Raw genomic sequence first — 13,424 nt, 5'->3', positions numbered from 1 at the left:
AAGCGCATAATTAAAACTTACACAATTCGAGTTATTTGTCCAAGTTTATGCAGAAATATATTTTTATTATTTTAATTATCAGTGAGTTGGGTAAGTTACTTTCGTGCCAGAAGTTGAGGCGCAATAAGGGCTGACCGCCATCGGGCTACTTTTTCAGGTTAACCCTAAGGTAAATTCCCCCGTTCTCTTCCAGGCTTATTCTTTTTATTCATAAGGATGACATGCCATGAGACGTTTCTTTCTCTCCCTTTTCTCCAGCCCGGAATCGTTACTTCAGGTGATGAGTCAGCAGGAAATCATTGAAGCCGTTGAGGATGGCGACCGGATTATCATCGACCAGGATGGTAATGCCTCGGTGAACTATAAAAGCAACGAGGTACGCCAGGATTTTCTGCGCCACGTCAATGCGTTAAAGAGGGCGTAATATGGGAACGGCGATATTTATGGTGCTGATGGTCTGCGGGTACTGGTACACCAGCCGCGACCTCTCTACCCGCTTCAAAATCAAGCGATCCTTCGGCTGGGATGTCTATTTTCTGGTTGCCCTTTACGGCTCGATCTTCGTTTTGCAAGGTGTGATCGCCACCGGGCTGCTCTGGCTGCTGCTGCTCGCCCTCTCCGCGGCTGACAACACCTTCCACTTTACGTCAGAGCGTTATGCCGACTGGCAAATGGACTTTATGAACTGGAGTTTCCTGGGTATCCAGGCACCCGTGGTGGTGATGCTGGCCTTCGCCATCCTGTTTTGTCTTTACCGCTCAAACTGGGCGGGCAGCGCCCGACTGGACGGTGAAGGCAGGAAAAAGCTCTATAAGCGCCTGGCGCAGGCGAGCGGGATTGAACAACTGCTTTATCAGTGCATGGAGCAAGGCGAGCTGGCGCAGGTGACGCTACGGTCGGGGCGTATCTATGTCGGCATGATCCATACGGCGACGCTGGAATATGAGAAAACGGCCAATATCGTGCTTATTCCCATGCTGAGTGGCTATCGCGATCGCCAGACGATGAATTTTCGAATCGAAAATAACTACAGCAAATGGTATGACGGGCATGACATCACCCTCGACTCTGAGCCCAGAAGTGCGATGGATTTCAGAAAGGTGATTATGCTCAACCAGATTGAGAGCCTTGCGCTGTTCGACCCGGCAAGCGCCAGCGTGCTCGACATGGCTCAGCGGGAAAAAGCCGCGCAATGAGCTTCTCATCCGTTCAGTAAGGCGTGTAAACTACCTTTAGTAGTTAACTGATTTGAGGAAAAGATGGTTGTTAAGCGCTTAAGAAAAGAAGAACGCCGCGCACAGCTGCTGGAAGTCGCGCGCGGAATTGTGCGCCAGCAAGGCACTGAGGCCCTTACGCTGGGTTTCCTGGCCGAGCGCGCCAACGTCACCAAACCCATTCCTTACGATCATTTTGGCGATCGTGAAGGGCTGCTGATGGCACTCTACCAGGACTTCAGCGACAGGCAGCTCAAGAAATTTCGCGAGACGTTGAACAGAGACAATAAAACGCTGGCACAGACGATCCGTTTTTTCAGCGCCGCGTATATCGACTGCGCGATTTCTGCGGGCCCCGAAACGGGCCCCATAGCGGCGGCTCTGTCCGGCTCGCGGGCGCTGCAGATTTTCCGCGAGGCCTGCGTGGCCGACTGCGCAGACTGCCTGCGGATGGCGCTTTCCCCTTTTATTGTGCTGCAAGGGGTAACAGGTGAAGCGGCCCTGACGGCCATTATTGGGGCCGCGGATGCGCTCAGTACGGCTGCCGGAAATGGGATCCTCGCGCGTAACGTAGCCGAAGAGATGCTCAGCGGCGCGATGGCTGGCGTCCTCAACGCCTATCTGGACAGCACAAAATGAGTGCCCTGCCAGATTGACAGTTAAGTTACCAATAGTAACATATAGACATCTTCACTCACCCTGTTGAGGTCTCTATGTCTGCATCAAACGTCATCAATACTGCCCTGATCGTGACGGCTCACCCGGTCGAAAATTCGTTATCCCAATCCCTCGCGCAGCGAATTGCCGGGAAGTTACAGGAACAGGGTACGCAGGTTGAAATAGCCGATCTGCATGCCGAAGGCTTTTCCCCGACCATGATTCGACCCGACCTTGACCTCTACCACGGCGATGTCAGCGCGCTGCCGGACGAGGTGCTGCGCGAGCAGCAGCGTGTCGAGCGCGCGGATATGCTGGTATTTGTCTTCCCGATTTACTGGTGGTCCGTTCCCGCCCTTCTGAAAGGCTGGTTTGATCGGGTGCTGACCGTGAACTGGGCCTATAAAGTGGCTGAAGATGGTCGCATCGTGGGTAATTTACGTGATGTGCCCGTGCGCCTGGTCGCAACGGCGGGCAGCGATCTGGCCGGGTTCGATAAGCACGGTTATTCCGGTGCTATTCAGACCCAGATTGTTGAAGGGGTGTTTGGCTTCTGTGGCCTTAAAAACGTGACACTCGATATCCTCTATCAGGCCGATTCAGCCACTCCTCAGCAGGTGGACGATTTCCTGCAAAGCCTCACTAAGATCTGAATCGTACGGCGCAGCCATTCCCGAGGTTTGGCTGCGCACGCAAAGCCGTAATTAGCGCGGTATCATCGCTTCAAGTCCCCTTCGCAACTGGCTAACCACCTCTTTGGTATCCATACCCATTTGCGCATGTATGATGGCACCGTCTATCAGCATTAAAATCTGCGTGTTAATAGCCTCATCGGCAATACCGGTGAGGGAGGCAATTTTTTCCCGGGTTTCAGATTTATGGTTGCGGCAAATGGCTTTTATTTCACTTTCATTGTCTTCTGATTTTGCTTCTGCGCTGGCATTAATAAACGCACAGCCATGAAACAACGGGGAAATAAACCACCCGTTAAGCGTTGCTGCTAATGCGTCCGATGCAGCCCGCCCCTCTTCGAGATAGTGTCGAAGCGTGGTTTCAAACCAGGTAATCCACAGTTCGTGCCGATATTGCAGATAGGCAAGAATAAGCAAACGCTTACTCGGGAAATGGCGATAAAACGTCACTTTAGTCACTTTTGCCTGTTTGATAAGCGTATCAACGCCCGTTGCTCTGAACCCGGTGGAATAAAAGAGTTCGTGCGCGGTGAGCAATATTTTATCCCTGACGCTGACTTTTTGATCGTTATTCGTAGTGAGAGTATTCACGCTTATCTGGCCTCAAACAGTGTGTTGACAGACGGTATTTACAGGCATAGATTAACGCAAGTAGACAGACCTGTCTACATACTATCAACCCGAGGTAGCCGAGATGAACACACGCCCCCCTTTACCGCCGTTTACCCGTGAAAGCGCCATTGAAAAAGTCAGGCTGGCAGAAGATGGCTGGAACAGCCGCGACCCGGCAAAAATCGCACTGGCCTATTCGCTGGACACGCAGTGGCGTAACCGTGCGGAGTTCGCCACGAACCGCGCGGAGGCGCAGGCGTTCCTTGAGCGGAAATGGAAGAAAGAGCTGGATTATCGCCTGATAAAAGAGCTTTGGGCATTTACCGACAACCGCATCGCCGTGCGCTATGCCTATGAATGGCATGATGATTCAGGTAACTGGTTCCGCTCTTACGGCAATGAAAACTGGGAGTTCGAGCCGGACGGCCTCATGAAGCGGCGTTTTGCCTGTATCAACGATATGCCCATCAAGGAATCTGAACGGTTGTTTCACTGGCCGCTGGGCAGACGCCCGGACGATCACCCGTCCCTGAGCGATCTGGGGTTATAGGATTTTTCATCTCTCCGGGCTTGTGCAATAACTCCGGGCAAAGAGTGATACACTCAGGCTCACAGCACTGAAAGATACATGATTAAAAGAGTGACCAAATCATATAACAGTCACTCGTTGTCAACTGATGCCCGTCGCGCTAAGCTGAAATAATGACGAAAAATATGAACACCCCATCCACGCGTGGTCCCCTTGACCACTCTGTCCGCGAGCAAATCGTCGAAGCGGCTTTTGAGCACTTCGGCCATTACGGCTATGAAAAAACCACCGTGGCAGAACTGGCTAAATCCATCGGTTTTTCAAAAGCCTATATCTATAAATTTTTCGATTCCAAACAGGCAATTGGCGAGGTTATCTGCGCTAACCGCCTGGCGCTGATCATGACGGCAGTGGAAACAGCCATCGCCGACGCGCCGTCGGCCAGTGAAAAAATGCGCCGCCTTTTCCGGGCGTTAACCGAGGCTGGCAGCGAACTCTTTTTCCACGATCGTAAACTTTATGACATCGCCGCCGTTGCCGCGCGGGATAAGTGGCCGTCTACCGAGCGGTATACCGAGAGCCTGATGAAACTGATTGAAAGCATCATTGTTGAAGGCCGCCAAAGAGGGGAGTTCGAAAGAAAAACGCCCCTGGATGAGGTGACCTACGCCATATACATGGTGATGTGCCCTTTCATCAACCCCGTGCAGTTGCAATATAACCTCGAAACCGCCCCGACCGCAGCACTCCTCCTCCCTTCCCTGATTTTACGAAGCCTGGCCCCCTGATTTGTGACCATTGACTTTATTGGTCACTAGTCTGAGAATGCGGAAACCGTCCTTTGATACGATAAGGTTTCCCCATGCTCAGGCTTCATTCCGCCCGTTTTGCCGTTTGTCTCCTCCCTTTCGCCCTGGTGGCATGCGGTGATAACCCCGCCACCGACGATCCGCGCACCCAGCCACCGCTTGTCAGATCCGCCTCCGTTGAACCGGCGAACGATGCGTCCCGCGCGTTTACGGGTGTGGTCGTTGCCAGAACGCAAAGCGATCTCGGTTTCCGGGTTCAGGGCAAAATCCTTGAACGCCTTGTTGATACGGGGCAGACCGTTAAGCAGGGCCAGCCGTTAATGCGTCTGGATCCGGTTGACCTGAAGTTACAGGCACAAGCACAGCAGCAGGCGGTGGATGCCGCCCAGGCCAGGGCGAGAAAAGCCACCAGCGATGAGGCGCGCTATCGCGGCCTGGTGGCAACAGGTGCTGTCTCTGCCTCGGAGTATGACCAGATAAAAGCCGCGGCGGATGCCGCCAGAGCTGAACTCAGTGCCGCACGCGCTCAGGCCACCGTCGCGCAAAATGCGACCGGCTATGCCGTGCTGCTGGCCGATTCCGACGGCGTGGTCATGGAAACGCTTGCTGAACCCGGCCAGGTGGTCAGTGCGGGTCAGGCGGTGATCAGACTGGCCCGCTCAGGGCAACGCGAGGCGCTCGTCCAGTTACCAGAGACATTGCGCCCTGCCGTCGGTAGTGAAGCGCTGGCAACGCGTTATGGCAGCGAGGCACAGCCTGTTACCGCGACACTGCGCCTGCTCTCTGATGCAGCCGATACCACCACCCGCACCTATGAAGCGCGCTATGTGCTGGAAGGCTCGCTGGCTGACGCGCCGCTGGGTGCGACCGTCACCCTGTATATCGAACAAAATGCTGAACGTCAGGTAATGCAGGTTCCGCTGGCGTCTCTGTACGATGCAGGCAAAGGGCCCGGCGTGTGGCGGATCTCCGCGCAGCCCGCAAAAGTGATGTGGCAGCCCGTCAACGTGCTGAGCATGAGCGACGATGCCGCGCAGGTGACGGGTGGCGTCAAGCCTGGCGAGAAAATAGTGGCGTTGGGCGCGCATCTTCTGCATGACGGTGAAGCTGTCCGTCTGGCTGAACAACGCGGTACGGCTCAGGCGGGGAGTCAGCCATGAGCGACGGACGCTTCAACCTCTCAGCGCTTGCCGTGCGCGAGCGTGCCATCACGCTGTTTCTGATTATTCTGGTGACGCTTGCCGGTATTTACGCCTTCTTTGGACTGGGACGGGCTGAAGATCCGCCCTTCACGGTAAAGCAAATGACGGTGATTACCGTCTGGCCCGGCGCAACCGCACAGGAAATGCAGGATCAGGTTGCTGAACCGCTGGAAAAACGGCTGCAGGAACTCAAGTGGTATGACCGTACCGAAACCTATACCCGCCCGGGCATGGCGTTTATCACCCTCTCCTTACAGGACATGACGCCCCCCTCCGAGGTGCAGGAAGAGTTCTATCAGGCGCGCAAAAAGCTTGGCGATGAGAGTAAAAATCTCCCGGCAGGTGTGATGGGCCCGATGATCAATGACGAGTTTGCGGATGTCACCTTTGCCCTCTTTGCGTTGAAGGCAAAGGGTGAACCGCAGCGTCTGCTGGTGCGTGATGCTGAAAGCCTGCGCCAGCAGCTCCTGCACGTGCCTGGCGTCAAAAAAGTGAACATCATCGGCGAACAGGCCGAGCGGATTTATATCGCCCTCTCTCATGACCGTCTGGCGACGATGGGGCTGGCGCCGCAGGATATTTTCAACGCGCTGAACAATCAGAATGTTCTCACGCCAGCAGGCTCCATAGAAACACAGGGTGCGCAGATCTTTATTCGCCTTGATGGTGCTTTTGATACGTTGCAGAAGATCCGCGATACGCCACTGGTCGCTCAGGGTAAAACGCTCAGGCTGTCCGATGTGGCAACGGTTGAACGCGGTTATGAAGATCCTCCCACGCTGCAGATCCGTAACCAGCGTGAACCGGCGCTGCTGTTAGGTATTGTGATGCGGGAGGGCTGGAACGGTCTGGCGCTGGGGAAAGCGCTGGATGCCGAAACGGCTAAGATCAACGAAAACCTGCCGCTGGGAATGACCCTGACCAAAGTCACCGATCAGTCCGTGAATATCCGCTTGTCGGTGGATGAATTTATGATCAAATTCTTCGTCGCCCTGCTTGTGGTGATGGTGGTGTGCTTTGTCAGCATGGGCTGGCGCGTGGGCGTAGTCGTCGCGGCGGCGGTTCCCCTGACGCTGGCAGTCGTCTTCGTGGTGATGGAGGCGACGGGGATAAACTTTGACCGCGTAACGCTGGGCTCGCTGATCCTTGCTCTGGGTTTACTGGTTGATGATGCCATTATCGCCATTGAAATGATGGTGGTGAAAATGGAGGAAGGCTACGACCGAATCAAAGCCTCCGCTTACGCCTGGAGCCATACCGCCGCGCCTATGCTGGCCGGTACCCTCGTGACGGCGATTGGCTTTATGCCAAACGGGTTCGCCCAGTCGACCGCCGGGGAATACACCAGCAATATGTTCTGGATTGTCGGTATCGCCCTGATTGCCTCCTGGCTGGTTGCGGTGGTGTTCACGCCCTATCTTGGCGTTAAGATCCTGCCAGATATCGCCAAAGTCGAAGGGGGCCATGCCGCCATCTATAACACCCCGCGCTATAACCGCTTTCGCCAGCTGCTGGCCCGGGTGATTGCCAGAAAGTGGATCGTGGCCGGTTCCGTGGTCTTCATTTTTACCCTGGCCGTAGTGGGTATGGGACTGGTAAAAAAACAGTTTTTCCCAACGTCCGACCGTCCGGAAGTGCTGGTGGAAGTGCAGATGCCTTATGGCACCTCAATTGAGCAGACCAGCGCCGCAACGGCGAAAATCGAAGCGTGGTTAAAACAGCAGCCGGAAGCCAGCATCGTGACCGCCTACGTCGGGCAGGGTTCACCACGTTTTTACCTGGCCATGGCACCTGAATTACCCGATCCCTCTTTTGCGAAAATCGTGGTGATGACGGACAGCCAGACGTCACGCGAGGCGCTCAAGTTCCGGCTCCGGGAAGCGGTCGCCGGTGGACTTGCGCCGGAAGCGCGCGTGCGTGTCACACAACTGGTGTTTGGCCCCTACTCCCCCTTCCCGGTTGCCTGGCGTGTGATGGGGCCCGATGTCGATACGCTTCGCGACATCGCCGATAAGGTTAAAGGCGTTCTGCAGGCCAGCCCGATGATGAGAACCGTCAACACCGACTGGGGTTCACGTGTTCCCACACTCCATTTCACCCTGGATCAGAACCGTCTGCAGGCCACCGGCTTGACCTCAAATAGCGTGGCTCAGCAGCTCCAGTTCCTGTTATCGGGTGTACCAATTACCGCCGTGCGTGAAGATATTCGCGCTGTACAAGTAACAGGACGCGCTGCGGGTGATATTCGTCTTGATCCGGCGAAGATCGACGGGTTTACCCTGGTTGGCAGTGCGGGACAGCGGGTGCCGCTGTCGCAAATCGGTCAGATTGAGGTCAAAATGGAAGACCCGCTCCTGCGTCGTCGCGACCGCACGCCCACCATTACCGTGCGCGGAGATATCGCCGACAATCTTCAGCCACCGGATGTGTCGGTGGCGATCATGAAACAGCTAAAACCGATCATTGATACGCTCCCGCCCGGATACCGCATTGAGATGGCAGGCTCGATTGAGGAATCAGGTAAAGCGACTCAGGCCATGGTGCCGTTGTTCCCGATAATGATTGCCCTGACGTTACTGATCATCATTGTGCAGGTGCGATCTCTCTCGGCGATGGTGATGGTTTTTCTGACTGCCCCGCTGGGTCTGGTCGGCGTGGTTCCCACGCTGCTGCTGTTCAATCAACCTTTTGGGATTAATGCACTTGTCGGGTTGATTGCGCTTTCGGGCATTCTTATGCGAAATACATTGATCCTTATCGGGCAGATTACGCATAACCAGAAGGAAGGTCTCGCCCCGTTCGATGCGGTGGTCGAAGCAACCGTCCAGCGGGCACGGCCGGTGTTACTGACAGCCCTGGCCGCCGTGCTGGCATTCATACCACTGACCCATTCCGTATTCTGGGGGACGCTGGCTTATACGCTGATTGGCGGGACGCTGGGCGGAACGATCATCACCCTTGTCTTCCTGCCGGCGATGTATGCGATTTGGTTCAGGATCCGTCCTGCGAGTAGCGTTTCAAATTAACGGGGAGAATGCGTTAAGTTTATTACAGCCGGGAGTGCATTTTTAATTACCGACAGCTATTTTGCACCGACTCAATGTTTATTCACCCCACCTTTCGCCGCCTCACTGAGGCGGCCCAAAGTTAAATATCGCTCCCTAGGTCAAATAATAAAAAAATACCAAAACTGGCAGTTGATTCTTATTTGTATGACTTTTAAGATTTGTCTGCAAGGTATTGATAAAATTTGATTTAGGGAAATTAAAATGACAAAAAATATTGTTGCGGGAATGATGATGGCCGCGTTTTCAGGGGCAGTATATGCAGGATCCGCACAAGCCATACCGGATTTTTCACCGGAAAGTTTATCGGTTTCAGCCTCTGCCGGGATGCTGAGCGGAAAATCCCATGAAATGGTGTACGACGAAGTCACAGGAAGAAAAATCAGCCAGCTCGACTGGAAAATCAAAAATGTTGCCATTCTGAAAGGTGATATTTCCTGGGATGCTTATTCATTTTTGACACTGAACGCCCGCGGCTGGACGTCTCTGGCATCAGGCTCGGGTCATATGGATGACTACGACTGGATGAATGCAAAACAATCCTCCTGGACAGACCATTCATCCCATCCTGCGACCAACGTCAATTACGCCAATGAATACGATCTCAACGTTAAAGGCTGGATCTTCCAGGGCGATAACTATAAAGCTGGCGTAACCGCAGGTTATCAGGAAACGCGCTTCAGCTGGACGGCGACCGGTGGCTCTTATAATTATGATAACGGCACCAATACGGGCAACTTCCCGGCAGGTGAACGCGGTATTGGCTATAGCCAGCGCTTCTCCATGCCGTACATTGGTCTGGCGGGTCAGTACCGTTTCAATGATTTTGAATTCAATGCCCTGTTTAAATTCAGTGACTGGGTGCGCGCACACGACAACGACGAGCACTATATGCGCGATCTGACCTTCCGTGAGAAGACCTCTGATTCCCGCTATTACGGTGCGTCCGTTGACGCAGGTTATTACGTCACGCCGAACGCCAAAGTGTTCGCAGAATTTACCTATAGCAGTTACGAAGAAGGTAAAGGCGGTACGCAGATTATTGATACCAATACTGGCGAATCGGGCTCTATTGGCGGAGACGCTGCCGGTATTTCAAACCGCAACTATACCATTACTGCGGGTCTGCAATACCGCTTCTGATCCCGTTGTGGTTAATCAAGATCGGGCCCCTTACGGGGCCTTTTTGTGATGTTGAGTTAAACTCACATTGAGTCTGACTATTTGTCGTTTTTCAAACGCGACGTCCCTGAAATATCATTCTTCAAAATTGATAAATGTTCAGGGAGCAAACATGACGCTTGACGTTATATTTCATTTAATGAAGCTGGTCTCACTAGATGAATATTCATCCGGCGCCAATTTATCGGCACTGCTGGAATCGCTGTCAGCAGAAAAAGAGAACGATGTCACCCTTGCGGCCTTTGTGCATCGCCTTCACATTCTGTGTGCCGCTCACAACGACCCCATGCAAGCTGAAGCGTTGCTCGCCGCTAATCTGCCAAAAGAAGGTGAGCCCCTTCCCGTACTGGATTTTTCAGGATGGCCGCTGGTGCGTTACGCCCTTTCAGGTGAATTACAAACGCCCGAGTCCGAGGCATACTTTCAGAACGTCACGTCGGCTGCCACTATATTGCGTGCAGCAATAGTAGATTCAGAGCGCGCAAACAATACGCCTGCGATCGCTATTCTCGATAAACTTCTCAACCTGAACGGTGCATTGCCGGAAAGGTATAAAAAAATGGCAAATATTCCATACGCCTGAAGTCTATAGAGCAGGATACGCCCGCGGCATATCCTGCTTTTGATGACTACAGCCGATGCTCGTCATATTCCAGACAGATGATATCAAGAGAAGGAATGACCGGGGCATGCAGGTCAAGCCAGTCCAGCAGACATTCAATACTCTTTTTCCTGAGTGAATTTTTCGGCCAGACAATGTAATAACCGTCTCCGGTGGCGATGGCTTCTTTGAAAGGCAGCGCAAGCAGGCCGCTATTCAGCGCGTCAAGCGAAAGCAGCAGGTCGGCAATCGCGACGCCATGGCCGTTCATGGCGGCACTACTCCCCTGTTCAAGGGTGTCGAAAACCGCTCCGCGACTCATATCAAGCCCGGGGAATAACCCCGTCCTTCTCAGCCACCGCCGCCAGTCGCGTCTGTCCGGGGAAGGATGGATCAGATCGCACTGCGAAAGTTGCTCTCGGGCAGATTCCAGTAAAGCGGGGTTACAGACCGGAATAAGCCATTCACTGAAAAGCAATCGGCTCTCCGTTGACTCGCCAAAATGGCCGTTGCCCAGCAGGATCGCGCAATCATAGGGCTCTCGCGTGAAATCAACGGTATCGATGTCCATCCAGACGCTGGCTATTTCAACGTTGGGTTTTTCATGATGTTCACGAAACGATCGCAGGACGTTAAGCAACCATCTCATGGTGAGCGTACTGGGTGCCTTCAGCCGCAACAGGTGGTTTTCACTTCTGAAAGCCCGACAGGCCCACTCGATACTCCTGAACCCTTCGTGAAGCTGCCCGGCCAGAACACGCCCCGCCTCACTGATCTCCACTCTCGGCCCCTGCCGTTTGAACAGCTCACAGTCGAACCACATTTCCAGGGTGCGGACATGTCTGCTGACCGCGCCCGGCGTAATATTGAGCACTTCAGCGGCTTTACTGAAGGAGTTTACTCGCGCAGCGACTTCAAAGGCGCGCAGGGCATAGAGTGGTGGTAAGGACATCGTTTCCCTTAACAAGGCGGCGGTTAAACCCGTAATACACCGGGCTTACGTTAAATGACGATCGGGTCGGTTAATTGACCCTTTCACTTTCTTCTATCCAGCGTATCAGCGCCGGAAGCTGCGTTTCTGAGAATACCGCGATCCCATGTTCAGCGAGTAATGCTGCCGCGACACCCATCCCCGTGTTGCGCACGCCGGTAAAAGAACCATCATAGATATGCTGGCTCCCGCAGGTTGGGCTGCCATCCGTGAGCAGCGCCGCGCGGCAGCCATGCTCCTGTGCGGTACGTAGCGCCAGCCAGGCGGCAAGCTGATAGTGCTCTGTGACATCCTGGCCCGTATTCTCAATGATTCTGGCCTGCCCGCGCATGACATCCCGACCGTCGGCCGACAAAATCTCTGCTGGTGGTCGGGGCACTGGCAACCCGGCAGCCAGTTCAGGGCAGTGGATCACTAACCGCTGCTCCGCATGCCAGCGGGAGAGTTGTGCCGCCGCCTTCGCTTTTTCGCTGCCGTTGTAACGCACCCTGAACCCCATCAGGCACGCACTGACCAGAATTTTATTTATCATCGCTTCCCTGTCGTGTAGATGATGAAAGTGAGGAAGTGTAACACGCTGCCGGTACTGGCGTGGATGGTGAAGGTTGGCTGTGTGCGATAAGTTCAGGCGAGGAAGATAAGCAACTGTTTAATCGTCTGGCTGTTCAGTATTATCATTCAGCATCGTAAATTATCTGAATTCGATACGTTGATGAGGGATTAGGATGGAACAAAATTTCACACCTGAACAAATTGAAATGATAAACCGTGTTGTTTTTGCACAAATCAACGTAATGAATGAGAAAATTGCTCAAATCATTGAAGATACAGAATCTACGGCACACCATCAATTGAAGGATAACGGCATCGACATGACAGATTTCTATCCCGCGAATAAGCATTTCCTGATGATGTCGCTTATACAACATCTGATAGATAACGTGCACGGTGGCGATATGGCGCTGGCCCAAAAGATGCTGACTATGGAAGCAAAGAGGCTGAACATCAGCGTAAATGCTGAGGCGGATAAGTCGAGAGAGTGAGTCGCAGAAATGGTCGGGCATGGGTCATTCCTGGAATTGTGATGACGTATGCTCAGTAAAACTGGCACGAAAACGTCCAAAGTCCCTCCGGTGATTTATGAAAATAGCCGATACCATTATCCGCCCACATCCAGTTGACCTTTTCCTCTGATCCCACCTGAAAGACAAAGTCTTCTATCCCCGCGCCATGTTGTATCTCCATCGGATATCCTCCGACCTTGGTTCCCCTGTAGCGTTTGAAATCATCATGGAAGCGGTCGCTTGCCTCCTGATCATCGTTTACGTCAGAAAGGTCAATAATATCCCAGGCATCCTCCCATCCCGGCGCATCATCATTGACGCCCAACCATCGAACCGGAAATGCGCGATAAGGCGTGTCTGTTGCAGGCAATAACTCAAGCCCTTCAAGGGTGGCATATTCGCGTATGAGCCAACCTTCACCATGAGGTTTATCAAATGGATGGCTTTCAATATTGTGAAAGAGCACCAGGAGTGCGACGTCCTTCAGTTGCTCAGGGATAACGGGAAGTTCATCTATACGAATCTGAAGAAGCGGAAACATCGGCTGCCCTTTCCAGAGTGGTAATCCTTCACCGGGAAGAGCGACACCGTTCAAAAACCACGATGTAAGGGGGTCTGCCGGGGGACGAAAACCGCCCACTTGTGCCACCGATGCAGGACGTAATTTGGATCTGAGCTCGTCTAAAACTAACGCACTCCTGGATTTCATATTTGTCGCCTTACGTATGGAGATGCTCTATACAGTCTGAAATAAAGACGTTTTTATTATATCGTAATCATTATTCATCAGACCTGCATATAAAAAG

Annotated in this window: 15 protein-coding genes; 11 read left to right on the top strand and 4 right to left on the bottom strand. The window is 53.3% G+C overall.

The window, feature by feature from the left end; genetic code table 11:
- Positions 1–226 precede the first annotated feature (226 nt).
- The 4 genes from ACQG2G_RS10260 to ACQG2G_RS10245 all read left to right on the top strand — a co-directional run bounded on the left by ACQG2G_RS10260 (position 227) and on the right by ACQG2G_RS10245 (position 2,524).
- A complete protein-coding gene (locus tag ACQG2G_RS10260) occupies positions 227–424 on the top strand; it encodes a hypothetical protein (protein ID WP_013096722.1) in 198 nt (65 codons plus the stop codon).
- A gap of 1 nt (position 425) precedes the next feature.
- Positions 426–1,196, top strand: a complete 771-nt coding sequence (locus ACQG2G_RS10255; protein WP_038980562.1) for a hypothetical protein — start codon at positions 426–428, stop codon at positions 1,194–1,196.
- A gap of 63 nt (positions 1,197–1,259) precedes the next feature.
- The gene (locus ACQG2G_RS10250) at positions 1,260–1,853 is read left to right on the top strand and encodes a TetR/AcrR family transcriptional regulator (RefSeq protein WP_369118581.1); all 594 of its coding nucleotides are present in this window, start codon (positions 1,260–1,262) and stop codon (positions 1,851–1,853) included.
- 74 nt (positions 1,854–1,927) lie between these two features.
- Entirely contained in the window at positions 1,928–2,524 is a 597-nt protein-coding gene (locus ACQG2G_RS10245; protein WP_058682573.1) for an NAD(P)H-dependent oxidoreductase, read from the top strand.
- A gap of 51 nt (positions 2,525–2,575) precedes the next feature.
- On the opposite strand, the gene ACQG2G_RS10240 is transcribed toward ACQG2G_RS10245, so the two are convergent.
- Positions 2,576–3,154, bottom strand: a complete 579-nt coding sequence (locus ACQG2G_RS10240) for a TetR/AcrR family transcriptional regulator (protein WP_248766873.1) — start codon at positions 3,152–3,154, stop codon at positions 2,576–2,578.
- Positions 3,155–3,257: 103 nt separating this feature from the next.
- Between ACQG2G_RS10240 and ACQG2G_RS10235 the strand changes: the two genes are divergently transcribed.
- From ACQG2G_RS10235 to ACQG2G_RS10210, 6 genes are all read left to right on the top strand, one after another.
- Positions 3,258–3,725 carry a DUF1348 family protein gene (locus ACQG2G_RS10235; RefSeq protein WP_013096727.1) on the top strand — a complete coding sequence of 156 codons (468 nt, stop codon included), beginning with the start codon at positions 3,258–3,260 and terminating at the stop codon, positions 3,723–3,725.
- A 152-nt stretch (positions 3,726–3,877) separates the two neighbouring features.
- A complete protein-coding gene (locus tag ACQG2G_RS10230; RefSeq protein WP_248766872.1) occupies positions 3,878–4,492 on the top strand; it encodes a TetR/AcrR family transcriptional regulator in 615 nt (204 codons plus the stop codon).
- A gap of 74 nt (positions 4,493–4,566) precedes the next feature.
- On the top strand, positions 4,567–5,673 hold the full coding sequence (locus tag ACQG2G_RS10225; protein WP_236276696.1) for an efflux RND transporter periplasmic adaptor subunit: 1,107 nt from the start codon (positions 4,567–4,569) through the stop codon (positions 5,671–5,673).
- Positions 5,670–8,741: an efflux RND transporter permease subunit gene (locus ACQG2G_RS10220; RefSeq protein WP_248766871.1), complete on the top strand. Its 3,072-nt coding sequence runs from the start codon at positions 5,670–5,672 to the stop codon at positions 8,739–8,741. Before ACQG2G_RS10225 ends, ACQG2G_RS10220 begins: the two co-directional genes overlap by 4 nt.
- A 243-nt stretch (positions 8,742–8,984) precedes the next feature.
- Positions 8,985–9,923 (top strand): omptin family outer membrane protease, encoded by a 939-nt coding sequence (locus ACQG2G_RS10215; protein ID WP_013096729.1) that lies wholly within the window; start codon positions 8,985–8,987, stop codon positions 9,921–9,923.
- 151 nt (positions 9,924–10,074) lie between these two features.
- Positions 10,075–10,545 carry a hypothetical protein gene (locus tag ACQG2G_RS10210; protein WP_013096730.1) on the top strand — a complete coding sequence of 157 codons (471 nt, stop codon included), beginning with the start codon at positions 10,075–10,077 and terminating at the stop codon, positions 10,543–10,545.
- A gap of 46 nt (positions 10,546–10,591) precedes the next feature.
- On the opposite strand, the gene ACQG2G_RS10205 is transcribed toward ACQG2G_RS10210, so the two are convergent.
- Positions 10,592–11,515, bottom strand: coding sequence for a LysR substrate-binding domain-containing protein (locus ACQG2G_RS10205; RefSeq protein ID WP_061771639.1), 924 nt, complete (start codon positions 11,513–11,515; stop codon positions 10,592–10,594).
- 70 nt (positions 11,516–11,585) lie between these two features.
- The gene (locus ACQG2G_RS10200) at positions 11,586–12,086 is read right to left on the bottom strand and encodes a DUF523 domain-containing protein (RefSeq protein WP_094084515.1); all 501 of its coding nucleotides are present in this window, start codon (positions 12,084–12,086) and stop codon (positions 11,586–11,588) included.
- A 193-nt stretch (positions 12,087–12,279) separates the two neighbouring features.
- On the opposite strand from ACQG2G_RS10200, the gene ACQG2G_RS10195 reads away from it, so the two are divergent.
- Complete coding sequence (locus tag ACQG2G_RS10195) at positions 12,280–12,597, top strand: nitroreductase (RefSeq protein ID WP_248766870.1); 318 nt, start codon at positions 12,280–12,282, stop codon at positions 12,595–12,597.
- 52 nt (positions 12,598–12,649) lie between these two features.
- Here the strand turns inward: ACQG2G_RS10195 and ACQG2G_RS10190 are convergent, their stop codons facing one another.
- Positions 12,650–13,327 (bottom strand): DUF1963 domain-containing protein, encoded by a 678-nt coding sequence (locus ACQG2G_RS10190; RefSeq protein WP_050859474.1) that lies wholly within the window; start codon positions 13,325–13,327, stop codon positions 12,650–12,652.
- Between the last annotated feature and the right edge of the window lie 97 nt (positions 13,328–13,424).

Origin of the sequence: Enterobacter cloacae complex sp. 382A5, assembly GCF_050031095.1 — a bacterium.
Classification (GTDB): domain Bacteria; phylum Pseudomonadota; class Gammaproteobacteria; order Enterobacterales; family Enterobacteriaceae; genus Enterobacter; species Enterobacter cloacae.
The sequence above is the reverse complement of the archived record's forward strand: the minus strand, read 5'-3'. Positions and strand labels throughout refer to the sequence as shown.